Source organism: Brachybacterium phenoliresistens (genome assembly GCF_000576425.1).
In the GTDB taxonomy this organism is placed as follows: domain Bacteria; phylum Actinomycetota; class Actinomycetes; order Actinomycetales; family Dermabacteraceae; genus Brachybacterium; species Brachybacterium phenoliresistens.
On the sequence record NZ_KK069991.1, the window covers coordinates 257,216 to 278,524 of the forward strand.

The 21,309-nt window shown below is 72.3% G+C and carries 24 protein-coding genes and 1 pseudogene; 13 read left to right on the forward strand and 12 right to left on the reverse strand.

From position 1 onward, the window contains the following. Positions 1-93 precede the first annotated feature (93 nt). The 6 genes from BF93_RS07595 (at position 94) to BF93_RS07620 (ending at position 5,002) form a co-directional block, all read left to right on the forward strand. A complete protein-coding gene (locus tag BF93_RS07595) occupies positions 94-1,041 on the forward strand; it encodes a helix-turn-helix domain-containing protein (RefSeq protein ID WP_038371705.1) in 948 nt (315 codons plus the stop codon). Continuing rightward, complete coding sequence (locus BF93_RS07600) at positions 1,038-1,592, forward strand: dihydrofolate reductase family protein (RefSeq protein WP_038371706.1); 555 nt, start codon at positions 1,038-1,040, stop codon at positions 1,590-1,592. The genes BF93_RS07595 and BF93_RS07600 overlap by 4 nt, the downstream gene beginning before the upstream one ends. A 22-nt stretch (positions 1,593-1,614) precedes the next feature. Further along, entirely contained in the window at positions 1,615-2,091 is a 477-nt protein-coding gene (tadA, locus tag BF93_RS07605; RefSeq protein ID WP_038371707.1) for a tRNA adenosine(34) deaminase TadA, read from the forward strand. Between the two features lie 163 nt (positions 2,092-2,254). Continuing rightward, positions 2,255-3,061 (forward strand): ABC transporter ATP-binding protein, encoded by an 807-nt coding sequence (locus BF93_RS07610; RefSeq protein ID WP_038371709.1) that lies wholly within the window; start codon positions 2,255-2,257, stop codon positions 3,059-3,061. Next, positions 3,058-3,927 carry an ABC transporter permease gene (locus BF93_RS07615; protein WP_051486669.1) on the forward strand — a complete coding sequence of 290 codons (870 nt, stop codon included), beginning with the start codon at positions 3,058-3,060 and terminating at the stop codon, positions 3,925-3,927. Before BF93_RS07610 ends, BF93_RS07615 begins: the two co-directional genes overlap by 4 nt. Before the next feature lie 43 nt (positions 3,928-3,970). Next, positions 3,971-5,002, forward strand: a complete 1,032-nt coding sequence (locus tag BF93_RS07620) for an ABC transporter substrate-binding protein (RefSeq protein ID WP_038371710.1) — start codon at positions 3,971-3,973, stop codon at positions 5,000-5,002. A 723-nt stretch (positions 5,003-5,725) separates the two neighbouring features. Here the strand turns inward: BF93_RS07620 and BF93_RS19535 are convergent. Next, positions 5,726-7,072: a chymotrypsin family serine protease gene (locus tag BF93_RS19535; RefSeq protein ID WP_156954079.1), complete on the reverse strand. Its 1,347-nt coding sequence runs from the start codon at positions 7,070-7,072 to the stop codon at positions 5,726-5,728. 58 nt (positions 7,073-7,130) lie between these two features. Between BF93_RS19535 and BF93_RS19540 the strand changes: the two genes are divergently transcribed. Both BF93_RS19540 and BF93_RS07635 read left to right on the forward strand, forming a co-directional pair. Continuing rightward, positions 7,131-7,640, forward strand: a complete 510-nt coding sequence (locus tag BF93_RS19540; RefSeq protein ID WP_156954080.1) for a hypothetical protein — start codon at positions 7,131-7,133, stop codon at positions 7,638-7,640. A 21-nt stretch (positions 7,641-7,661) separates the two neighbouring features. After that, positions 7,662-8,030, forward strand: coding sequence for a hypothetical protein (locus BF93_RS07635; RefSeq protein ID WP_038371714.1), 369 nt, complete (start codon positions 7,662-7,664; stop codon positions 8,028-8,030). Between the two features lie 25 nt (positions 8,031-8,055). Here the strand turns inward: BF93_RS07635 and BF93_RS07640 are convergent, their stop codons facing one another. The 6 genes from BF93_RS07640 to BF93_RS07665 all read right to left on the reverse strand — a co-directional run bounded on the left by BF93_RS07640 (position 8,056) and on the right by BF93_RS07665 (position 13,099). Then, positions 8,056-8,667, reverse strand: coding sequence for a response regulator transcription factor (locus BF93_RS07640; RefSeq protein WP_038371715.1), 612 nt, complete (start codon positions 8,665-8,667; stop codon positions 8,056-8,058). Continuing rightward, a complete protein-coding gene (locus tag BF93_RS07645) occupies positions 8,664-9,923 on the reverse strand; it encodes a sensor histidine kinase (protein WP_051486670.1) in 1,260 nt (419 codons plus the stop codon). Before BF93_RS07645 ends, BF93_RS07640 begins: the two co-directional genes overlap by 4 nt. Positions 9,924-9,990: 67 nt before the next feature. Further along, complete coding sequence (locus BF93_RS07650) at positions 9,991-10,818, reverse strand: ABC transporter permease (RefSeq protein ID WP_051486671.1); 828 nt, start codon at positions 10,816-10,818, stop codon at positions 9,991-9,993. Further along, the gene (locus BF93_RS07655) at positions 10,815-11,798 is read right to left on the reverse strand and encodes an ABC transporter ATP-binding protein (protein ID WP_232226252.1); all 984 of its coding nucleotides are present in this window, start codon (positions 11,796-11,798) and stop codon (positions 10,815-10,817) included. Before BF93_RS07655 ends, BF93_RS07650 begins: the two co-directional genes overlap by 4 nt. Positions 11,799-11,806: 8 nt before the next feature. After that, the gene (locus tag BF93_RS07660; RefSeq protein ID WP_038371717.1) at positions 11,807-12,079 is read right to left on the reverse strand and encodes a hypothetical protein; all 273 of its coding nucleotides are present in this window, start codon (positions 12,077-12,079) and stop codon (positions 11,807-11,809) included. A gap of 138 nt (positions 12,080-12,217) precedes the next feature. Then, positions 12,218-13,099, reverse strand: coding sequence for a GNAT family N-acetyltransferase (locus BF93_RS07665; protein WP_038371718.1), 882 nt, complete (start codon positions 13,097-13,099; stop codon positions 12,218-12,220). 83 nt (positions 13,100-13,182) lie between these two features. On the opposite strand from BF93_RS07665, the gene BF93_RS07670 reads away from it, so the two are divergent. Together BF93_RS07670 and BF93_RS19545 are read left to right on the forward strand one after the other, a co-directional pair. Next, positions 13,183-13,833 (forward strand): cyclase family protein, encoded by a 651-nt coding sequence (locus tag BF93_RS07670; protein ID WP_038371719.1) that lies wholly within the window; start codon positions 13,183-13,185, stop codon positions 13,831-13,833. A gap of 100 nt (positions 13,834-13,933) precedes the next feature. Further along, entirely contained in the window at positions 13,934-14,101 is a 168-nt protein-coding gene (locus BF93_RS19545) for a hypothetical protein (protein WP_156954081.1), read from the forward strand. Between the two features lie 17 nt (positions 14,102-14,118). Here the strand turns inward: BF93_RS19545 and BF93_RS20265 are convergent, their stop codons facing one another. The 5 genes and pseudogenes from BF93_RS20265 to BF93_RS07690 form a co-directional block, all read right to left on the reverse strand. Continuing rightward, positions 14,119-14,520: an arsenate-mycothiol transferase ArsC gene (locus tag BF93_RS20265; RefSeq protein WP_415749459.1), complete on the reverse strand. Its 402-nt coding sequence runs from the start codon at positions 14,518-14,520 to the stop codon at positions 14,119-14,121. Between the two features lie 42 nt (positions 14,521-14,562). Beyond that, positions 14,563-14,979, reverse strand: a pseudogene (locus tag BF93_RS20270) (arsenate reductase ArsC); the annotation flags it as partial. Positions 14,980-14,989: 10 nt separating this feature from the next. Continuing rightward, positions 14,990-16,015, reverse strand: a complete 1,026-nt coding sequence (locus BF93_RS07680) for a metalloregulator ArsR/SmtB family transcription factor (protein ID WP_038371723.1) — start codon at positions 16,013-16,015, stop codon at positions 14,990-14,992. Next, positions 16,012-17,127, reverse strand: a complete 1,116-nt coding sequence (gene arsB, locus BF93_RS07685) for an ACR3 family arsenite efflux transporter (RefSeq protein WP_269519545.1) — start codon at positions 17,125-17,127, stop codon at positions 16,012-16,014. The genes BF93_RS07680 and arsB overlap by 4 nt, the downstream gene beginning before the upstream one ends. Before the next feature lie 161 nt (positions 17,128-17,288). Next, positions 17,289-18,197 (reverse strand): Rossmann-fold NAD(P)-binding domain-containing protein, encoded by a 909-nt coding sequence (locus BF93_RS07690; RefSeq protein WP_232226254.1) that lies wholly within the window; start codon positions 18,195-18,197, stop codon positions 17,289-17,291. A 303-nt stretch (positions 18,198-18,500) separates the two neighbouring features. Between BF93_RS07690 and BF93_RS07695 the strand changes: the two genes are divergently transcribed. Genes BF93_RS07695 through BF93_RS07705 form a run of 3 tightly spaced genes read left to right on the forward strand, consistent with a single transcriptional unit; the run spans position 18,501 to position 21,113 of the window. Beyond that, complete coding sequence (locus BF93_RS07695) at positions 18,501-19,526, forward strand: methionine ABC transporter ATP-binding protein (RefSeq protein ID WP_038371726.1); 1,026 nt, start codon at positions 18,501-18,503, stop codon at positions 19,524-19,526. After that, entirely contained in the window at positions 19,523-20,215 is a 693-nt protein-coding gene (locus tag BF93_RS07700) for a methionine ABC transporter permease (protein WP_038371727.1), read from the forward strand. Before BF93_RS07695 ends, BF93_RS07700 begins: the two co-directional genes overlap by 4 nt. Before the next feature lie 55 nt (positions 20,216-20,270). After that, entirely contained in the window at positions 20,271-21,113 is an 843-nt protein-coding gene (locus BF93_RS07705; RefSeq protein WP_038371729.1) for a MetQ/NlpA family ABC transporter substrate-binding protein, read from the forward strand. Positions 21,114-21,309 lie beyond the last annotated feature (196 nt).

Sequence of the window (21,309 nt, forward strand, 5' to 3'; positions counted from 1 at the left end):
GCGCCGCGGGTCCGTGGCGGCGCAGGCGCCCGTCGCAGCAGGTGAGCAAGCACGGTCAAGCGCCCCGGCGCGGGGTGTGCGGATACTGGCGGCATGCGCGAGAACGATCCCCTGCGGCGCCTGCTGGATGCGGTGCTGGACGCCGACGGCTCCTCCCTCGAGGAGATGGCCGCCAGCGCGCACCTCTCGCCCTTCCACTTCCACCGCTCCGTGCGGGCCGGTGCGGGGGAGACGCCCACCGCCCTGCGCCGGAGGGTCGCCCTCGAGCAGGCGGCATGGAGCATCCAGCGCGGCACCAGCGCGACCGATGCCGCGTTCGCCGCCGGCTACGACTCCCTCGAGGGCTTCTCCCGGGCGTTCCGCCGCGCCTACGGGCATCCGCCGAGCGCGATGCCGCCGCCGCGCGAGCGCGGCCACTGGCTGCCGGCGCCCAACGGGATCCACTTCCATTCGCCGACGGTCCTGTACGTCGACGCCGGAGGGGTACGGGAGCACCCTGCCGGGGACGTGCTCGCGCTGCTGGTCTCCCACGATCTCGACGACATCGACGCCCTGCTGGACTCCGCCGCCGCCCTGGACGAGGACGCCTGCCGCCGGGTGCGCCTGCCGGGCAGCGCCCCGCGCGCCTGGGACGGCCCCGACACCTCGATCGCCGAGGTCCTGCGCCACCTGGTGGTCAGCAAGGAGCCGTGGCTGGCCAGCATCGAGGGCGCCGCGGCGCCCGACCTGGACGTGCCCGACGCCGTCCCCGCGCTCCGGGAGCGGCACCGGGACGTCGCCCCGCGGTGGCTGGCGATGATCCGCGACGTCGAGCACCGCGGCGCCTGGCAGGACCGCATCGTCGACGCCCTGTGCGAACCGCCGGAGTCGTTCCTGCTCGCCGAGATCGTCGCCCACGAGCTCACCTTCTCCGCCCACCGCCGCCAGCTCGCCCGCTGGATGCTCGCCGATGCGGGCATCGGCCCCGAGCACGCCCCGCCCGACCCCGACCCCATCCTGTGGCGACGCAGGACCCTCACCGGAGGAGACGCCCCGTCATGACCGCCTACCGCTACTACACCGCCAGCAGCCTCGACGGCTTCATCGCGACCGCGGACGACAGCCTGGACTGGCTCCTGTCCCAGCCCCTCGACGCGGCGGGGCCGATGAACTACGAGGAGTTCATCGCAGGCATCGGCGCGATCGTCATGGGCGCGACCACCTGCGCCTGGATCCTCGAGCACGAGGAGTCGGGCCCGCGGCCCTGGCCCTACTCCCAGCCCAGCTTCGTCCTCACCCACCGCGACCTGGCGGCCCCGGCCGGCCACGTCGCCGTGGTCTCCGGCGACGTCGCGGCGCTGCGCCCCCGGCTCGAGGAGGCGGCCGCCGGGAAGGACGTGTGGATCGTCGGCGGCGGGGACCTGGCCGCCCAGTTCGCGCGCGCCGGCATGCTCGACGAGGTCCTCATCTCCTATGCGCCGGTCATGCTCGGCGCCGGGCGCCCCCTGTTCCCGGATCGCCTGGACCTCGAGCTGGTCGAGCTGGCCCGCAACGAGGCCTTCGCCTGCGCGCGGTACGCCGTCGCGGGTCGACCCGGCGCCTCGGGGAGCTGACCGCGTCGGCGACAATGGGGGCATGACCGCAGCCACTGCCCGCGACCACGAGCTGATGGGGCTCGCCCTCGAGCACGCGGCGGCGGCCGCGCGGCGGGAGCCGGCCGATGTGCCCATCGGCGCCCTCGTCGTGGACGAGCACGGCGCCGTCATCGCACGGGCCGCCAACCGCCGCGAGGCGGACGAGGACCCCACCGCGCACGCCGAGATCCTCGCCCTGCGCGAGGCCGCGCGCATCCGCGGCCGATGGAACCTCACGGGCTGCACCCTGGTGGTCACCCTCGAGCCGTGCACCATGTGCGCGGGGGCGATCGTGCTGGCCCGGATCGCGCGGGTGGTCGTCGGGGCGCCGGACCCCAAGGCCGGAGCCGCCGGATCGCTCTACGACCTGGTGCGCGAGCCACGGCTGAACCATCGGGTCGAGCTCACCGACGGCGTCCGCGCCGCGGAGTGCGGGGACCTGCTGCGCGCCTTCTTCCGCGCCCGTCGCGGCCGGTGACTCCCGCGCCGCCCGGGACCCGCCGGCACCCCCGGCGGCACGGCGCGCCGACCACGGTGCGAGACGCGCGGATCGGAGGGTGGGACGGTCAGTAGGATCGGGTGCCCCGTGCCCCACCCCCGCCGCAGCTCCGGGCTGCCGGGAACCCTCCAGGAGTGCTCCGATGAACCCAGGTCCGACGCCGCCGTCGGAAGGAGGTCAGGCCTCCGTCCGCGCCCAGGACGTCTCGAAGGTCTTCTTCTCCGGCACCGAGCCCGTGTGGGCGCTCGAGGACTTCTCCCTCGACCTCGAGCCCGGCTCCTTCACCTGCATCGTCGGCCCGTCCGGCTGCGGGAAGTCGACCTTCCTGCGGATCCTCGGCGGCCTCGAGGAGCGGACCGTCGGCGAGGTCGCCCTCACCGGCGCGGAGCACGCCGTGCCGGCCGCCTTCGTCTTCCAGGAGCACGGCGTCTTCCCGTGGATGACCGTGCTGGACAACGTCGCCTTCGGGCTGCGGATGGCCGGCACCGGCCGCCGCGAGCGCGAGGACATCGCCCGGCAGTGGCTGGACCGGGTGCGCCTGGGCGACTTCGCCGCCTCCTACCCGCACCAGCTGTCCGGCGGCATGCGCCAGCGCGTCGCGATCGCCCGCGCCTTCGCCACCGGCTCCCCGCTGCTGCTCATGGACGAGCCCCTCGGCGCCCTGGACGCGCAGACCCGCATGCTCATGCAGGAGGAGCTGGTCGCCCTGTGGGAGCAGGAGCGCAAGACCGTCCTCATGGTCACCCACGACATCGACGAGGCGATCATCCTGTCGGACCGGATCATCGTCATGTCCGGCCGCCCCGGCACCCTGCGCGAGGACATCACCGTGCCGTTCGCCCGGCCGCGCACCGTCGACATCGAGCGCACCGGCGAGTTCGGCGAGCTGCGCGCCCGCATCTGGAACCTGCTGCGCGAGGACGTCCGCGCGGCCGAGGAGACCGCATGAGCACCACCCCTGCCCCGGACGCCGCATCGGCCCCCGCCCCGTCGCCGCGACCCGCCGACCGTGAGGACCGCACCCTGGTCGCCGCCCGGGCGCATCGGGCGCGGGAGAACGCCCTGCGCACCCGCGACCTGGTGCTCTCGATCGCCGCGCCGGTGGTGCTGGTGCTGCTGTGGGAGGTCTGCGCCCGCGCGCTGATCATCGACCCGCGGTTCTTCCCGGCGCCCACCACCATCCTCGCCGCGCTGGGGGAGATGCTCCGCAGCGGCGAGCTGTGGACGCACACCGCCCCCACCCTGGCCCGGCTGCTCATCGGCGGCGGACTCGGAGCGCTGTGCGGGATCGCCGTCGGGCTGCTGATGGGCTCCTCGCGGGCTCTGAACGCCGCCCTCGGGCCGCTGTTCTCCGCGCTCTACCCGCTGCCGAAGATCGCGATCTTCCCGATCCTGCTGATGATCTTCGGCCCCACCGAGCTGCCCAAGATCATCGCCGTGTTCATCACGACGTTCTTCGTCATGCAGATCAGCACCGTCTCCGGGGTGTGGGCGATCGACCGCAAGCTGCTCGAGGCGGGCTCCGCCTACGGCGCCACCGGCTTCGACCGCTTCCGCTTCGTGGTGCTGCCGGGGGCGATGCCCTTCGTCTTCTCGGGGCTGCGCACCGCGACCGGCACCGCCGTGGTCGTGGTGACCGCCGTCGAGTTCACCGGCGCCTCCACCACGGGCCTGGGGTACCTGATCTGGAACTCCTGGCAGCTGTTCATCCCGGAGAAGCTGTATGTCGGCCTGCTGGTCATCGGGATCATCGGCGCCGTCCTGACCACCCTGCTCAGCCGCAGCGAGAAGCTGCTGCTGCCCTGGCGCCGCTGACGCCCGCCGCCCGTCCCCCTTTCCTCTGCCTCAGGAGCACACCATGCGTCGTCGCACCCTCCTCTCCCTCGCCTCCGCCACCGCCGTCGGCGGGGCCCTGGCCGCCTGCGGTCCCGCCGTCACCGGCGAGGACCCGGCCGGCTCCGACGCCGGCGGGGCCTCCGGCACCGTGCGCGTGGGCCATGTCCCCTCGGGCCTGTTCGCCCCGCTGTACGTGGCCGATGCGCAGGGCTACTTCGCCGATGCCGGCATCACGATCGAGCTGACGCCGCTGAAGTCCGGACAGGACGGCATCCCGATGCTGTCCAACGACCAGCTGGACGTGATGGTCGCCGGGTTCAGCGCCGGCATGTTCAACGCTCTCGCCCAGGGGCTGGCCTTCAAGGTCGTCGGCTCGATGGGGATCTCCCCGGGCGACCCGGAGAACTCCCCGACCGCTCTCGAGGTGCGCCAGGCGCTGATCGACGACGGCTCCGTGGCGACCGTCGCCGACCTCAAGGGCCGCAAGATCGCCGTCGCCGGCGGCGAGGGCGCCACCGGCGGCTACCTGCTGGCGGCGATGCTGCAGGAGGGCGGGCTCACCCTCGCCGACGTCGAAGTCTCCAACCTCTCCACCCCCGACCAGGAGCCCGCGATCACCAACGGGTCCGTGGACGCGGCGACCCCCTCCGCGCCGTTCTCCACCGCGATGGAGGAGGCCGGGGTCGCCTCGCCGATCGCCGTCCCCGCGCAGGGCGTCACCGGCACCGGCGTGCTCTACTCCGAGACCTTCCTCGGCGCCGAGCAGGCGCAGGCCTTCTTCACCGCGCTCACGAAGGGCGCGCAGGACCTCGCCGCCTCCGGCCCGCAGAGCGACGAGGTCTACCAGATCCTCGCCGACACCCTCGGCCAGGACATCGAGGTCCTGAAGTCCTCGCCGATGTACACCTACCTGCCCGACCTCGCCCCGCAGCCCGAACAGCTCGAGAACATGCAGGCCGTGTGGATCGAGGCCGGCCAGATCACGGCCGCCGAGCCGCTGGACGTGGCGGGCATCGTCGATGCGAGCTTCGCCGAGGGGTCCGGCGCGAGCTGAGCCGCAGGGGCGAGCAGTGCCGGACACTTCACTCATCGTCGGAATGAGACATGGCATTCCGCAGTCCTCGACCGTCGCCGAGCTGACTCGCGTCCGCCGGTTACCGCAACGGGTCTAAGGTGTTCGTTTGCAGGTCAAGATAGCAACTCCGACGCGCCAAGCTGGGGCCACTTCATCATACGATATCATTATTGATTTCTCTCGGTGAGCCACGTCACTAGATTGTATGTTTCAGGGTGTCGAAGTCGGAAAGGAATCCAACGGGCATAGGAAAGCACATGAGGGTTTGGATGCGCCAGACGTCGTCGTTGAGAATCAAGTATGAGGTGCGCGAACTCTCAGTGTCGACCTCGCATTTCTCTCCGGGGTCCGCGCCGCGGGGCCAGGACTCCTCTAGTCCGTACAGCGGCGGGAGGACTGTGTAAACGTTGACGTGCATTGCGTCCACTGACGATTCGACATCGCAAATAGTGATCGGTTCTCCCGAGTCTATGTGTTCGCGAACTTCAGGAAGGTCACTTTCGCTTAACCATGGTGCCGCCTGATATGCGTCCAGGCAACGATCCGTGGCGATATCGCTCTCCAGGGAGCTCAGGGCTTCCTTCGATGGGGCTGTGGCTGGGGCCTGCTCATGTTCTGTGCAACCTGCGAGAATCGCAATCGCCAAGATCGTCGAACTAGCAACGACTCTTCTTGTGGTCATTTGCGGGGGTGTATAGCCGGTCAAAATGATACTCCCGAATTCCAATCAAGAAGGTACGCAAGGGGAGAGTAGTAGTACTGGCAGTTGGTGGTCTTGTCTACGCCGTTGAATGCGGTCACGTTGCCGGAGGCGATCATCCCTCCAGATGCCCGGAATCGGAAGACGGCCCCACCGGAGTCGCCCTTCCTGAATCCGTCACATGTATACTCCAGAGGGTTGTCGGGCGACGGCAGGACCATCTCCGTCATCCGCACCCGCTTGATGATCGGATTCTCTTCGGTTCCGTAGTTCACGTTGGAAAGTTGAGTGGGTCGGCGTACTAAGTAGTTTCCATTGGTCCCAGTGGTTCTTCCTGACGTGAGCACGAGTGTGCCCTGTGAAGGAAGGAGGAAATCTGCCGCCCCGTAAGGCTCGCGGTGCGCCGTGGACACGGGGCCCATCAAAACCTGCTTGGCATAAGATCCCCCTCGGAGGAGTCGAAAATCGCCATATGATTCCAGTGTGCCGGATCCGCTGGTGCTATAGGAGGTGGTATACGTATTTCCAACGAATGTGCCGGACGCTCCGGTGGTTCGGAAAGAGGAGCCTACGCAATGGCCAGCAGTGAGCATCATTGTCTCACCATTCACCTTCAGTGGCACCGACATGGAGCAGACTGAAATAAAGTCGGGGGCCGACCGAATCTGTCCACCGCCAGGAAGCGGAGTGTTCGGATAGCGCATATTTTCTGCAGAGACGCTCAGTTCTCCCGATGTGAACTTAACGGGCAGCGGGGTAGTAGCTTCAACTTCTCGCATAAGTTCGGAAGTGTCAGTCGAGAGCCCCCGACTATCTGGGGTGATCTGTTCGCCATCGGGGACGCTTAGGCCGGATATAGATCCGGTGGGGTCGGTGTCAATGGTGACGATCGCAGTTTGTGTCGCGACGTCGAGCCCGATTCCGACGAGCTCGCCTGAGTCCGTGCGTGCTTCAAGTACTTCCGCCGCAGAGCGATTGAAGTCAGAGATGCTGAAGTTCGAGTCGACGAAGCGAACAAAAGTCATCTCGCGGTGACTGAGCGCTCCCTGGACGACGGAGCGTAATTCGGATGTGGCGGACTCGCCGTGGACTTCAATCATGGTTCCGTCCGAAGTGAAAGCCGTTCCAAGCAACATTTCGCCGCTATTCCGCAGTGCTTCCCGGAGCTTCTGATCGATAGCTTGGAGTTCCGCGCTCGGTTCTGAGAGGAACGCCCGACTGCCCGTGCTGTCGTTTTGGTTTTCTCCCGGCGGGTCTGCAAAGGCTGAGGTGGCCCATGTGCATGTGGAAGTTGCGACGACGAAAATGGACGCAAAAGCTAGCAGGCGTTTGCGGTATGAGTTCCCCATGAATCCCCCAAGACTTAGTATCCCCTGATGTGACTGATGTCACTCGTCAGAGAGTATCGTGAGCCGAAGTCCACCGCAACCATCGAAGGGCGAAGATGCAAAAATCGGTCTACCGCACGGCATTGGTGGACTCCGCGTCCGATTAGCCCGGTGTCGGACGTCGGCGGCGGAGGCCCTCGCGCCGATCGGCCTGCGCATCGACCCGGTCGACGGGGACGCGGGCCTGCTGAGCATCTCCCGCGACGGCGACGGCGCGCGGAAGCCGCTGGCGACCTACGCGGTCGGGGGCGAGGTCGTGGGCCTGGTCCTCCTGGACCAATGGCACTGGACCCAGTTCTGCGATCTCGCGGACCATCCCGCACCGGACCTCGACGCGATCGACGAGCTCGCCGCGCTGCTGGAGGGCTTCATCGCCGGGCGCCACGAGATCGTGACGGCGCGTCGCCTGCTGCGCGGGCCGCGGACGATCCTCCGGATCCGCTCCGCGGACGGTCGGGTCTTCGCGCTCGGACGGGAGCGCCGAGGGATCCACGGGGGTCGCTGGGTAGAGTCCTCCACAGGGCGCTGAACGGCACGAGGGGGAGCGGGCATGGCGGACGAGCAGCAGCACAGGCCGGGCCGGGGCTGGGGCGCGGCCCTGACCGTCCTGGGGGTGCTGGCTCTCGCCGTCCTGCTGTACGGTCTCGCGATCCTCGTGGCGCCGACGGAGAACCCCGGCGGGCAGTGCAGCGGGATCGGCTGGGGCTGCACGCTGACCCCGCACGACTCGCTGGTGTTCCTCGGCGTCATCATCGGCCTGCCGACGCTGGTGAGCGCCCTCGTGCTCTCCTCCATCGCCGCCGGGGTGCTGGTGCGGCGCACCGGGCTCCCCGGGGTGCTCATCGGCCTGATCAGCGTGGTCCCGGCGCTCGTCGTCTCGGCGGTGCTGGTGACGACGGTCGTGTTCCTGGCGTTCTGATCCGCCGGGCACCGGACGGCAGGGGTCAGATCCAGCCGTGCCGGCGGGCGATCGCGACGGCCTCGTGCCGGTTGGCGGCGCCGACCTTGGCCTGAGCGCTGGAGAGGTAGTTGCGCACCGTGCCCTCGGCGAGATGGGCGCGGCGGGCGATCTGGGCGACGCCGGCGCCGTCGGCCGCGTACTCGAGGACGTCGGCCTCCCGCGGCGTCAGGGGGGAGTCGCCCGAGGAGATCGTCTCCGCGGCGAGCTCGGGGTCGATCGCGCGGCGGCCGGCGGCGACGGTGCGCACGGCGGCGGCGAGCTCGGCGGCGCTCGTCGTCTTGGGCAGGAACCCCAGCACCCCCTGTGCGAGGGCGCGCTTGAGGTAGCCGGGGCGGGCGTGGGAGGTGAGGATCAGGCAGCGCGTCCCCGCGGCGGCCCGGGCGATCCGCGCGCAGGCCTCGAGGCCGTCGCCGTCGGGCAGCTGCAGGTCCACGACCGCGACCTCCGGGGCGAGGTCCCGGACCAGGTCCACCCCCGAGGCGACGTCCCCGGCCTGGCCGACGATCTCGAGGTCGTCCTCGAGTTCGAGCATGGTCGCGAGCGCCGAGCGGATCAGGTGCTCGTCGTCGATGAGGACGATCCTCGTGGCGGTCATGCGGGGTCCTCCGGTTCGGCGGCGGGCGGGGCGCCGAAGCGCGCGGTGAGGCGGTAGACCCCCCGGTCCAGGGCGGTCTCCAGGGTGCCGTCGGGGGCGAGGCGCTCGGCGAGGCCCCGCAGCCCGATGCCGCGGTCCGGGAGCGGGGCATCGCCTGCACCGTCGTTCTCGATGGTCAGCGAGGTGGGGCCGAGGTCGATGCGCACCCATCTCGGCTGGGCGTGGCGGAGGATGTTGGTCCCCGCCTCCCGCAGCACCCACGCGGCGGAGCGGGCGGCGGCGGGCGGCAGATCGGCGGCCTCGCCGCGGACCTCGGCGTCGATGCCGGCCGAGCGCAGCAGGGACAGCGTCCCGCGCAGCTCGGCGGCGAGATCCGCCTCGCGGTACCCGCGGACCAGGGCGCGCATCTGGGACAGGGAGGACCGGGCGATCTGCGCGACCTCGCGGCCGTGCTGCGCGGCCCGCGGATCGCCGCGCTCGATGAGCTGGCTGGCGAGCTCGGCCTTCACGGCGATGACCGACAGGTCCCGGCCGGTGACGTCGTGCAGGTCGCGGGCGAAGCGCAGGCGCTCCTCGGCGACCGCGAGCTCGGCCTGCGCCACCCGCGCCTGCTCGAGCTCCCGCACCAGCGCGGCGAGCCACAGGGAGCTGCGCCCGGCGACCACGAGGCCGGCCAGCAGCGCGAACACCATCGAGGCCTCCGCCCGGTCCAGGCCCAGCAGGTTGCCGGCCAGGGCGGTCGCCGCGGCCGCCGCCAGCCCCCAGGTCCACGGCAGCCGGATCGCCTGGACCAGCACGAAGCCGGCGAGCACCGCGACGAGGGTGTGCAGGTGCCCCGGGCCGGGGATCGCGGCCAGCGCCGCCGCAGCGAGCAGCGGCAGCAGGGGGAGGACCAGCACCATCCGGCCCGCGCGGATCACCCCCAGGCGCGGCAGGTCGTCCTCGCCCATCGGCGCCGGGTCCGCCGCGTCCCAGGCGCGCACGATCAGCAGCGTCGCGACGGCGCTGCAGACGGACTGGAGCAGCAGCAGGGTGGTGGGCAGCGCCCCGAGGGTCCCGCGCAGCAGCGGCTCGTCCTGGAGGAGGCTCGCGCACATCGGCGGCAGCAGCGCGGCGAGCACCACCAGCGACCACACGGTGTAGTGGCGGAACACGGCCCAGGGGCGCGCCACGGACGGTGCGGGAGCGGCCCCGGTGACGTCGGCGGGCTCGGGGCCGGACGCCGGCGAGGGCGGTGTCGTCGCAGGTCCGGTCATGGTTCCCGATCCTCTCACGTCGTGCTCGCCGGGCGCTCGCCGCGCTCGCCGCGCTCGCGCCGCGAGGTCACGCCCGCGGCTCCCAGCGGAAGCGCAGCGCCACGAACCAGCACGCCAGCACCAGCCAGCCCAGCAGGATCCCGACCTGCCCCAGCGCCGAGGTCCACAGCTCGGCGGTGCCGAGGACCGCGCCGTCCGCGTCCACGCCGAGCCAGCCGCCGCGCACCAGGGCGACGATCGGCGCGGAGGGGACGAAGGCGACCAGGCGCCCGAACCACTCCGGCATCGCCGACAGCGGCACGGCGGAGCCGGTGCCGATGATGGCGACGGCCATCAGCGGCAGCGAGGTGACCTGCGCTGACTCGACGGTGCGGGTGATGTTCGCGGTGGCCAGCGCCAGCGGCACCAGCAGCACGGCCCCGAGGCCCAGGCCCAGCACGATCAGCGGGGCGCTGCGCGGCGCCGGCAGGTCCAGCAGCGGGACGGAGATCGCCGCCATCACCGTGATCATCACGGCGGCGATCAGCAGCGCCGGCACGGCGCTCGCGGCCAGGACGGTCGCATCGGCCGCCTCGCCGGTGCGCAGCCGCTTAAGCACCAGGTCCTGGCGCCGGGCGACGTACGTCGAGAGCAGGTTGTAGTAGACGACGAACAGCAGCGCGATCACGAACATCATGCCCAGCGCCCCGGCGAGCTGCGCCGGCTCCGCGCCGGCGCGGGCGATCGGCAGGTAGAGGAACGGGATCGCCAGCGGGAACAGCACGGCGGTGACCAGCTGCATGCGGTTGCGCAGCAGCATCGTCAGCTCGGCGCGGGCCAAGCCCGCCAGGCGACGGCCGGGCAGCACCCGGCGGGCGCGGGGGAGGACGGTCGGGGAGGCGGGGGCGGCGGTCATGCGGACTCTCCTTCGGCGATGCTGAGGAACACGGTCTCCAGGCTCGCGGCGCGAGCGTCGATGCCGGTCAGGGGGATGCGCTCGGCCTCGGCCCAGCGCAGCAGGGCGGTGAGGTCCGCCTGCAGGTGCGGCGTGCTCACCCGCAGGCGCTCGCCCTCGCGGCGGGCCTCGCCGTGCAGCGGCGGGAGCGCGGGGGCGGCGGGCGGGAGGGCGCAGCCGATGGTGGAGGGGTGCCCGGCGACGACCTCGGCCACCGTGCCCTCGCGCACGATCCGGCCCCGGTGCATGATCGCGAGGCGGTCCGCGAGGGACTCGGCCTCGTCGAGGTAGTGGGTCGTCAGCACGATGGTCGTGCCCTTGTCCTTGAGGCGGCCGATGAGGCTCCAGGCGCGCGCCCGCGACTCGGGGTCCAGGCCCGTGGTCGGCTCGTCGAGGAACAGGATGTCGGGGCCGCCGGCGATCGCGCAGGCCAGGTCCAGGCGCCGCACCTCCCCGCCGGAGAGGGCGGAGATGCGGGTGCCGGCGCGGTCGGCGAGGTCGACCTCCTCGAGCACCTCGCCGACCGGGCGGGCGGCGGTGAGGGTGGCGCTCCACATGCGCAGCGCCTCGGCGACGGCGAGATCGGCCGGGAAGCCGCCGCTCTGCAGCATGAGCCCCTGGTGGGGGCGCACGTGGCGGCGGTCCCGCCACGGGTCGCGGCCCAGCACCCGGACGGTGCCGGCGCTGGGGCGGGCCAGCCCCTCGAGCACCTCGAGGGTGGAGGTCTTGCCGGCGCCGTTGGTGCCCAGCAGGCCGAACAGCTCCCCGCGCCGGATCTCGAGGTCGATCCCGGCCACGGCGAGGAAGGCGTCGCGGCCGTGGCCGTAGCGGCGCTCGAGGCCGTGGGCGGTGATGATCGGCTCGCCGGCGGGTCCGGGGACCGAGGCCGCCGCGGCGGCGGGCGTCGCCGCAGGGGCGGAGGCGGCGGCGGAGCTGCTCACCGGCGCGCTCATCGGGTGCTCCCGGCGGGACGGGCGTAGCCGCGCACGGCGAACCCGGCGGCGAGGCGTCCCAGCAGCCACACGGCCATGATGGCGGCGACGACGATCGTGCCGAGCAGCGGCGGCTGGAGGACGGCCAGGACCACCGCGATCAGCGCGGCGTTGACCACGAGCGCGAACAGCTCGCGGGACAGCGTGGGAGCCGGGGCGAAGCCGATGATGTCCATCAGGACGCCGCGGTCGCGGGCGGGGGAGGGGCGGGAGGGGTGCGTCGTGTTCATGCCCCCCAGTCTTCCGAGGCGGCGTCCGTGCAGGTAGGGCCGGGTATCACGAGCCCGGATGCGTTCTGCACGGGATGGGCATGACAGATGTCATGGGGTGCTCCCGCAGTCCCCGCCGGCGGGGTCGGCGCGTGCGGCTCAGCCCTGTGCGGCGGCGGCGCGCGAGAACCGGTAGGGGCGGGTGATCGCCTCCCGGGCGAAGCCCCGGGCGACGAAGAAGGCCTGTCCGGCGGTGCTGTCCTCATGGACGGTCGCGGTCGCCTCGGGGCGGCCGGTGAGCCGCCGCGCGCCGTCGAGCAGGGCGGCGGCGATGCCGTGGCGGCGGGCGACGGGATGCACGGCCAGGAAGTCGAGGTGCAGCATCCGCTCTCCCTGCTCCTGCCAGGTGACGTAGCCGGCGATCTCGTCCCCGCTGGGGCAGATCAGGGTGCGGTACGGGCTGCGCGGATCGAGGATCTCCGCGGCGCTCGCGTAGGTGCCGGGGAACGCGGAGTCGTGCAGCGCGCGCAGCCGGGGGAGGTCATCGGCCCCCGCCTCGCGCAGCTCCAGGTCGCCCCCGGTCAGCTCCCCGATCTCCCCGTCCACGGCATCGTCGCGCCGCGCGAGCACATGGTGCGCCGCGCCGCGCTCCCACCCGGCCGCCTGCGCGAGCTCGGCGAGGCGGGCGTGGGCGTCATCGGCGAACATCTCGTGCCGGGAGACGGGCGAGAGCTCGACCACCTCGGCGAGCACCGCCGGCGCCGCGGTGCGCCAGCCCTCCTCCGTCGCCCACGGGCCGTGGACCCAGGCGAGGTCGAGGTCCTCGTCCCACTCGAGGAGCGCGGCGGCCAGGATCCGGCCCGCCTCGTCCCGGCGCAGGCGCAGCGTCTCCCGCCAGTCCTGATCGAGGTCCGCGAGATCGGCCCGGATCTCCTCCGGGTCCGTGCCCAGATAGGCGCAGGCGCTCGCCGGCGACTGCTGCGCCGCGATGATCAGGTCCAGGGCGGCCCGCTGGTCGTCCTCGGGCGTGGCGGTGCTCATCGCACCAGCTTCGCAGGGATCCGGCCCGGCCGCACGATGATCCGCGGGACGGGGAGGCGGCCGGCCTCCGTATCCTCGGTCCCATGCGACGCATCGACCTCAGCCATCCGATCGCCGACGGGACCGTCACCTACCCGGGACTTCCCGGCCCGGTGATCGAGGATCATCTGAGCTTCGAGGCCTCGGCGGAGCACTACGCTCCCGGGACCGAGTTCCGGATCGGCCGGATCACGATGGTCGCCAACACGGGCACCTACCTGGACACGCCGGCCCACCGCTTCCGCGACGGCCATGACCTGGCGCAGCTCCCGCTGGAGAGCTGCGCCCTGCTGCCGGCCGCGGTCGTGGACGCCGGCCCCGGTCCCATCGGCCCGGAGGCGCTGGGCGGCATCGAGGTCGCCGGCGCGGCCGTGCTCCTGCGCACGGGCTGGTCGCAGCACTGGGGCACCGCGCGCTACGGGGACGTGGACCATCCCTTCCTCACGGCGGAGGGGGCCCACCACCTGGTGCAGGCCGGCGCCCGGCTGGTCGGGATCGACTCCGTGAACATCGACGCGACCGACGGCGGGGACCGCCCCGCGCACACGACGCTGCTGGCCGCCGGGATCCCGGTGGTCGAGCACCTCACGAACCTCGATCAGCTCCCCGCGTCCGGCGCGACCTTCACCGCCGTGCCGGTCGCGGTGCAGGGGATGGCGACCTTCCCGGTCCGCGCCTTCGCCGCCGTCGCCTGAGCGACGGCGTCATCCCTGCGGCGCGCCGATGCGGTCCAGGGCGCGGCGGATCGCCGCCCGGGCGTCGTCCCGGCCCGCCCAGCCCAGGAGGACGGCCTGCGTGGTGCCCTCGGAGCTCGCGGGCGGCGCCGCGAGCGTCGAGCGCCTCCGCGGACTGCTCCCGGAGGCCGAGGTCACCCTGTGGCCGGGCGCCTCGCACTCGCTGCCGATGGAGCGCCGTGCCCAGCTCGGCCCCGACCTCCTCGAGCTCTGGGCCGAGCATCCCTGAGCCGGCCGCCCCTCAGGTCAGCGCCTGGTCAGCTCCGCCGCCAGGTCCTCGACGCGCACGCGCAGCGCGTCGAGGATCAGTCGCATCCGCTCCTCGCCCTCGATCCCGCGGGCGGAGGGCTCGTCGAGGACCCAGGTGTCGATGGTGCCGGCCATCCCCGGGACCGGGTCCACCTGCGCCTCCTCGCCGACGACGACCACGCGGTCCACCCGGCGCAGCAGATCGGGGTCGACGGGCTTGGGGTGCTCGCCGTCCATGCTCGCGCCGACCTCGGCCACCGAGGCCGCGGACTGCGCGTTCAGGGCGCCGCCGGGCTTCGTGCCGGCCGAGTGGACCTCGACCGCGTCCCCGGCCTGATGGCGCAGGAGGGCCGCGGCCATCTGGGACTTGCCGCCGTTCTTCACGCACACGAACAGCACGGACGGCTTCGACCCGGCCTGCGGTGCGGCCCCCTCGGCCGATGCCGAGGGCTCGAGGGAGGCGATGAGCTCGACCACGCGGCGGCGGATCTCGTCGCGGATCGGGCGGACCGCCTCGATGCCCTGCCCGGCCGGGTCCTCGAGCGCCCAGTCCTCGTAGCGCTTGCCGGGATAGAAGGGGCACGCGTCGCCGCATCCCATGGTGATCACGACGTCGGAGGCCTGGACGGACTCCGGGGTGAGGACCTTGGGCTGCTCGGCGCGGATGTCGATGCCCTCCTCGAGCATCGCCTCCACGGCGACGGGGTTGATCTGCTCGGCCGGCATCGACCCGGCGGAGCGGACCTCGATGCGGCCCTCGCCGAGGTGGCGGAGGAAGCCGGCGGCCATCTGCGACCTCCCGGCGTTGTGGACGCAGACCAACAGGACGGCGGGACGGGCGGTCGGGGCGGCGGTCATGGGGAGCTCCTCAGGAATCGGCGGGGGAGAGGGTGTCGAGCAGGGCGCGGACGCGCCCGGCGATGTCGTCGCGGATCGCGCGGGCGCCCTCGGCGGAGGCGAGGGCCGGGTCGCCCACGTTCCAGTCCTCGTAGCGCACGCCGGGGATCACGGGGCACACGTCGCCGCAGCCCATGGTGATCACGACGTCGGCCGCACGGACGGCGTCGTCGGTCAGCGGCTTGGGGAAGCGCTCTGCGGTGGCGCCCTCGCCCTCGATCTCCACCAGCAGCGAGCGCACGTGCGGGTGGACGTCGGTGGCCGGGGCGGAGCCGGCCGAGCGGGCCACCACCCGGCCCTCGGAGAGCTGGTTCACCAGCGCGGCGGCGAGCTGCGAGCGCCCCGCGTTGGCGACGCACACGAACAGCACCTGGGGCGCTCCGGCGCCGCGCTCGCGGGCGATGTCCGCCAGGCGCTGGCGGGCGAAGCGCTCGGTGAGCGGGACCAGATGGGCGGTGATCCGCGCCGTGCGGGCCAGCGCCGTGAACGACTCCCGCACGATCGCCAGGACCAGATGGTCCTCGAGCTCGGGCATCTCGGCGGCGAGCTCCTCAGCGAGGTGCGTGATCCGGTCGTCGAGATCGTCCGGGACGGGGGCGACGGGCTCGGCAGGAGAGCCGGTCGCCGGGTCGAGCCCTTCGACGGCGGCGGGGGCGAAGGCGTCCAGCAGCGCGGCCACCGCGCTGCGGCGCGGCGCGGGGATGCGGTACCAGACCCAGGTGCCGCGGCGCTCGGAGGTGAGCAGGCCCGCCTCGCGCAGGGTCCTCAGATGGTGGGAGACGGTGGGCTGGGAGACCTCGGCGAGCTCGGCGAGGTCGCACACGCAGGACTCGCCGCGCGGATCGGTCGCGATGGCGGAGAGCATCCGCAGGCGCAGCGGATCGGCGAGGGCCTTGAGGGCGGCGGCGACGGAGCTCGCCGCCTCGGGGCCGATGGCGTGGGTCGCCGCGGGCGCGCAGGGCGCGTCGGCGGCAGGGAGCGGTTCGATGAGGGTCATGAGGTCCTCGATTCCTCGGCGGTGAGGGTGGGGGCGGGATCGGCGAAGGGGTCGGTGCCGAACCAGGTGCGGGCCAGGCGCAGGGAGACGTAGACCAGCCCCACCAGCACCGGGACCTCGATCAGCGGGCCGACGACCCCGGCGAGGGCCTGCCCGGAGGCGGCGCCGAAGGTGCCGATCGCGACGGCGATCGCCAGCTCGAAGTTGTTGCCGGCGGCGGTGAACGCGAGGGTGGTCGAGCGGGCGTAGCCCAGCCCCAGCATGCGACCCAGCCCCATGCCGGCGAACCACATCAGGGCGAAGTAGACCAGCAGCGGCAGCGCGATCCGGGCGACGTCGCCGGGGCGGGCGGCGATGGCCTCGCCCTGCAGGGCGAACAGCAGGGCGATGGTGAACAGCAGCCCGTACAGGGCCCACGGGCCGATGCGCGGCAGGAAGCGCTCCTCGTACCAGTCGCGGCCGCGACGGCGCTCGCCGATCCATCGGGAGGCGAAGCCCGCGATCAGCGGCACCCCGAGGAAGACCAGCACGTTCAGGGCGATCTGCGCCATCGAGACCTCGAGGCCCTGGGTGTCCAGGCCCAGCCAGGCCGGCAGGACGGTGAGGTAGAACCAGCCCAGGCCGGCGAAGGCGAGGACCTGGAAGACGGAGTTCACGGCGACCAGCACGGCGGTGGCCTCGCGGTCCCCGCAGGCCAGATCGTTCCAGATCACGACCATGGCGATGCAGCGGGCCAGGCCCACGATGATCAGGCCGGTGCGGTACTCCGGCAGGTCTGCCAGGAAGATCCAGGCGAGCGCGAACATGAGCAGCGGGCCCAGGATCCAGTTCAGCAGCAGCGAGGACACCAGCAGCCGCCGGTCCCGGGCCACGGCGCCGACCTTGTCGTAGCGCACCTTCGCCAGCACCGGGTACATCATCACCAGCAGGCCCAGGCCGATGGGCAGCGAGATTCCGCCGACCTCGAGCCGGGACAGGACGCCGGAGAGCCCCGGCACGAAGCGGCCGAGCACGAGGCCGGCGACCATCGCCAGGCCGATCCACAGCGGGAGCCAGCGGTCGAGGGTGGACAGGCGCTTCGGGGTGGCCCGCGGCGGGGCGTGCATCGACATGTCTCTATATTGACGGTGATCGAAGCAGAGGGCAAGGGGTGTCCGACGGGTGCGTGGCCCAGGTCTCTGCGGCGCGTGCACGGACGGCGGTCCCACGTCCTCGAGCCAGGCGATTGCCCGGCTCGAGTACCTCAGGCAGCCGTTCGTGCTCGCGGCGGGGGTCAGCGGTGCTGGTCGGCGGCGATGATCGCGTCGTACCCGGCGCGGAAGTCGGGGACCTCGAGCGGGCCCAGCAGCTCGGCCAGCAGCCGGCCGGACAGCACGGTGCCGCCGCCGCGCCGCGGCTCCAGAGAGGCAGGCAGCGGCAGTTCCAGTCGATCGGCGATGTGCGCGAGGACCTCGCCCAGCAGGGCGGGGGAATCGTCCACGGCGTGCAGCAGCGGCGGCGGATCCTCGAGGTCCAGCAGCAGCGCGAGGGTGCGCACCAGGTCGGTCTCGTGGATGCGGTTGGTGCGGCGGGAATGGTCGACGGCGCGACCGGCGCGGACGCCGCGCACCAGGTGGTCCCGGCCGGGGCCGTAGATCCCGGCTGGCCGCACCACGAGGGCGCCGAACAGGTCCCGGGCGCGCTCCTCCCCGTCCCGCAGGGCGAGCCCGCGCACGCTGGTCGGCTGCGGCACGGCGGCCTCGGTGAGCGGCTCCGCACCGCCGAGGCCCTCGAGCACCCGCGTCGAGGAGACGAACACCGTGCGTGTCGGGACGCGAGGGAGGACATCGGCCAGATGCCGCAGCGGCGCGCGGTACCCGAGCTCGGCATCGCCCGGCGGCAGCGTGATGACCATGGCGTCGACCGCGGGCAACGGCTCCGGCAGCGGCTCGGAGAGGTCGGCGGCGATCGGCACGAAGCCCTCGGGCAGGTCATCGGGCGCGCGGCGCAGGGCCAGCACCTCGTCCCCGCCCTCGAGCAGCCGCCGACCCAGCCGCGTGCCGAGCTTCCCGCACCCCACCAGCAGCACCCGGCGGACGGGTGCCGGGGAGCCCGCCGTGCCCGGCAGCTGGGGCGACGCCGAGCGCGGCCGTGGGGGTGCGGCCGGAGGCTCGGCCGGCGGTACGGGGTCGGGGGCGTTCACGCATCGATCGTAGCGACGGCCGGGTGCGCGGCGGGCGCCGGGCGGGTGCGGGGGTGGGCGCGGCCATCCGCGGGACCAATACGGGGACATGGGCCTCATATCGGCCTGTGTCCCCGTATTGGTCCCGTGGATCGTGGGGGAGGGGGCGGTGCGGGACCCGGTCCGGGGTCGTCCCGGAGCCCCGGAGCAGCGGTGAGGCCCCGCACCAGGTCCCGGTGAGATCCCGCACCGGGGAGGGTCACAAGATGTGGTGATGTGTCACGAAGGCTCGGCATATCCCTCCGCCTCTGCTTGACTTCCCCTGTGATCACTCTGGACGGCCTCACCAAGGTCTTCCCCGCACCCGACGGGGGAGACCCCGTCGTCGCGCTCGACGGCATCGACCTCCATGTCGAGCCGGGGCGCATCCACGGCATCGTGGGCCGCTCCGGCGCCGGGAAGTCCACCCTGATCCGCTGCCTCACCGGGCTCGAGAAGCCCACCCGGGGCCGGGTCGAGGTCGGCGGCACCGACATCGCCTCCCTCGAGGGCGCGGCGCTGCGCGCGGCGCGTCGGAACATCGGCATGGTGTTCCAGCACGCGAACCTCCTGGACTCGCGCACGGCCGCGCAGAACATCGGCCATCCCCTCGAGATCGCGGGCGCCTCCCGCGCCCAGCGCGAGCAGCGTGTCGCGGAGCTGGTGGAGCTCGTCGGCCTCCAGGGCCGGGAGCGGAACCATCCCGCGCAGCTGTCCGGCGGACAGATCCAGCGCGTGGGCATCGCCCGCGGGCTGGCCGCCGAGCCCAAGGTGCTGCTGTGCGACGAGCCCACCAGCGCGCTCGACCCCAGCACCACCCGGCAGATCCTCCGGCTGATCCGCGACCTGCGCGAGCGCCTGGGCATCACCGTCGTCATCATCACCCACGAGATGAGCGTCGTCCGCGAGATCTGCGACGACGTCACCCTGCTCGAGAACGGCCGCATCACCCAGTCCGGCAGCCTGCTCGAGGTCGCCGCGGACCCGCACGGCCCGCTCTCCGCGGAGCTGATCCCGCTGCCGCCGGTGCCCACCGGCATCGACGCGACCGTGATCAACTGCGACTACGGCGACTCCGAGACCCTGCGCACCAGCGAGGACCTGGTGCGGCTGGCCGAGCAGCACGCCGCCGAGGCGACCATCGTCGCCGGCACCATCGAGACCATCGGTGGCCGGCAGGTCGGCCGGGTGCAGCTGGCGCTGCGCCCGATCGGGGCCGAGGCCGCCTCCGGCATCGGCCGCGAGCAGCTCGCGCAGCTGCTGGGCGAGCTCGAGGACCGCGGCGTCGTCGCGAGGGAGGTCGTCGCATGAGCGAATGGCTGAGCAACCCGGTGTTCACCACCTGGGGCTCCAACACGAGCCTGTGGTCGAACGCCCTGATCACCCTGTACATGACCTTCGCGACGATGGCGTTCACCGTGCTCGTGGGCGTGCCGCTGGGGCTGCTGCTGTTCGAGACGGAGCGCTCGCGCACCCCCTGGGTCCGCTGGGTCAACCGCGTGGTCGGCTTCGTCGTGAACGTGGGGCGCTCGTTCCCCTTCATCATCCTCATCATCGCGCTGATGCCCGTGACCCGGGTGATCGTGGGCCGGGTGACCGGCCCGAACGCGGCGATCTTCGCGCTGACCGTCGCGGCCGTCCCGTTCCTGGCGCGGCTGATCGAGATCAACCTGCGCGAGATCCCCGCCGGGAAGATCGAGGCGGTGCAGATGATGGGCGCCAGCCGCGCCCAGCTGATCCGCCAGGTGCTGCTGCCGGAGGCGCTGCCCGGCATCGTCGGCTCGATCACCACCACCACGATCGCGACCATCGGCTACACCGCCATGGCGGGCGTGGTCGGCGGCAAGGGCCTGGGCGACCTGGCCAACCGCATGGGCTACCAGAGCTACGACAACGTGGTGATGGTGGCGACGGTCGTGCTGCTGATCGCCATCGTCATCGGCGTGCAGGCCCTCGGCTCGCAGATCGCCCGCGTCGTCGACCATCGCGCCCGCAGCTGAACCCCCAGCGCATCCCCTGCTGTTCCCCCTGCCCCATCACCCGCAAGGAGACCCCATGACCACGCTGAACCGACGGACCCTGTTCGCCTCCGGCGCCGGCCTCGCCGCCCTGACCACCCTCGCCGCCTGCGGCGGCACCGCCGAGGGCCCCACCGAGGAGAACGGCGTCACCGAGATCCGCGTCGGCGCCTCCCCGAAGCCGCACGCCGAGATCCTCCAGTTCGTCCAGGACAACCTCGCCGAGGCGGCGGGCCTGTCGCTGACGATCACCCCGTACACCGACTACCAGATCCCGAACCAGGCCCTGGTGGACGGCGACGACGACGCCAACTACTTCCAGACCCCGAACTTCCTGAAGTCCCAGATGGACGAGAAGGGCTTCGAGCTGCACGGCTTCGAGGGCATCCACATCGAGCCGCTGGGCCTCTACTCCGAGACCCTGACCAGCATCGACGAGCTGCCCGAGGGCGGCGAGATCGCCATCGCCAACGACCCGGCCAACCGCGGCCGCGGCCTGGCCCTGCTGGCCAGCTACGACATCATCACCCTCACCGAGGGCGTGGAGCTCACCGTCGCCACCACGAACGACATCCAGGACAACCCGAAGAACCTGGAGTTCACCGAGATCGAGGCCGCGCAGATCCCGCGCTCCCTGGCCGACTTCGCCGCCGGCGTCGTCAACGGCAACTACGCCCTCGAGGCGGGCCTCAAGCCCTCCGAGGAGGCGCTGATCCTCGAGAAGAGCGAGGACAGCCCCTACTCGAACATGCTCGTGGTGCGCGCGGCCGATGCGGAGAACCCTGCGCTGGTCAAGCTCGACGAGCTGCTGCACTCCGAGGACGTCAAGACGTTCATCACCGACACCTACACGGACGGCTCGGTGATCCCGGCCTTCTGAGCCGCCACCGCCGCCGCCGCCGAGGCGGCCCGCGCCCCGCAGATCGACGGGAGCTTCCCCGGGAGGGGAGCTCCCGTCGATCTCTGCCGGGGGTGCGAGCGCCGTCACGCGGCCCGCGTCGGCTGCGTCACGCGCGCACGGCGAACGCCCAGGAACGGGACCTCGGTCCCGCCCGGGAACCCCGGATCGGCGTAGC

Bases quoted from the DNA above. Each gene is read 5' to 3' on its own strand.
- BF93_RS07595 (WP_038371705.1), top strand. From the start codon at position 94: ATGCGCGAGAACGATCCCCTGCGGCGCCTGCTGGATGCGGTGCTGGAC.
- BF93_RS07600 (WP_038371706.1), top strand. From the start codon at position 1,038: ATGACCGCCTACCGCTACTACACCGCCAGCAGCCTCGACGGCTTCATC.
- tadA (WP_038371707.1), top strand. From the start codon at position 1,615: ATGACCGCAGCCACTGCCCGCGACCACGAGCTGATGGGGCTCGCCCTC.
- BF93_RS07610 (WP_038371709.1), top strand. From the start codon at position 2,255: ATGAACCCAGGTCCGACGCCGCCGTCGGAAGGAGGTCAGGCCTCCGTC.
- BF93_RS07615 (WP_051486669.1), top strand. From the start codon at position 3,058: ATGAGCACCACCCCTGCCCCGGACGCCGCATCGGCCCCCGCCCCGTCG.
- BF93_RS07620 (WP_038371710.1), top strand. From the start codon at position 3,971: ATGCGTCGTCGCACCCTCCTCTCCCTCGCCTCCGCCACCGCCGTCGGC.
- BF93_RS19535 (WP_156954079.1), bottom strand. From the start codon at position 7,072: ATGGGGAACTCATACCGCAAACGCCTGCTAGCTTTTGCGTCCATTTTC.
- BF93_RS07635 (WP_038371714.1), top strand. From the start codon at position 7,662: ATGGCGGACGAGCAGCAGCACAGGCCGGGCCGGGGCTGGGGCGCGGCC.
- BF93_RS07640 (WP_038371715.1), bottom strand. From the start codon at position 8,667: ATGACCGCCACGAGGATCGTCCTCATCGACGACGAGCACCTGATCCGC.
- BF93_RS07645 (WP_051486670.1), bottom strand. From the start codon at position 9,923: ATGACCGGACCTGCGACGACACCGCCCTCGCCGGCGTCCGGCCCCGAG.
- BF93_RS07650 (WP_051486671.1), bottom strand. From the start codon at position 10,818: ATGACCGCCGCCCCCGCCTCCCCGACCGTCCTCCCCCGCGCCCGCCGG.
- BF93_RS07660 (WP_038371717.1), bottom strand. From the start codon at position 12,079: ATGAACACGACGCACCCCTCCCGCCCCTCCCCCGCCCGCGACCGCGGC.
- BF93_RS07665 (WP_038371718.1), bottom strand. From the start codon at position 13,099: ATGAGCACCGCCACGCCCGAGGACGACCAGCGGGCCGCCCTGGACCTG.
- BF93_RS07670 (WP_038371719.1), top strand. From the start codon at position 13,183: ATGCGACGCATCGACCTCAGCCATCCGATCGCCGACGGGACCGTCACC.
- BF93_RS07680 (WP_038371723.1), bottom strand. From the start codon at position 16,015: ATGACCCTCATCGAACCGCTCCCTGCCGCCGACGCGCCCTGCGCGCCC.
- arsB (WP_269519545.1), bottom strand. From the start codon at position 17,127: ATGTCGATGCACGCCCCGCCGCGGGCCACCCCGAAGCGCCTGTCCACC.
- BF93_RS07700 (WP_038371727.1), top strand. From the start codon at position 19,523: ATGAGCGAATGGCTGAGCAACCCGGTGTTCACCACCTGGGGCTCCAAC.
- BF93_RS07705 (WP_038371729.1), top strand. From the start codon at position 20,271: ATGACCACGCTGAACCGACGGACCCTGTTCGCCTCCGGCGCCGGCCTC.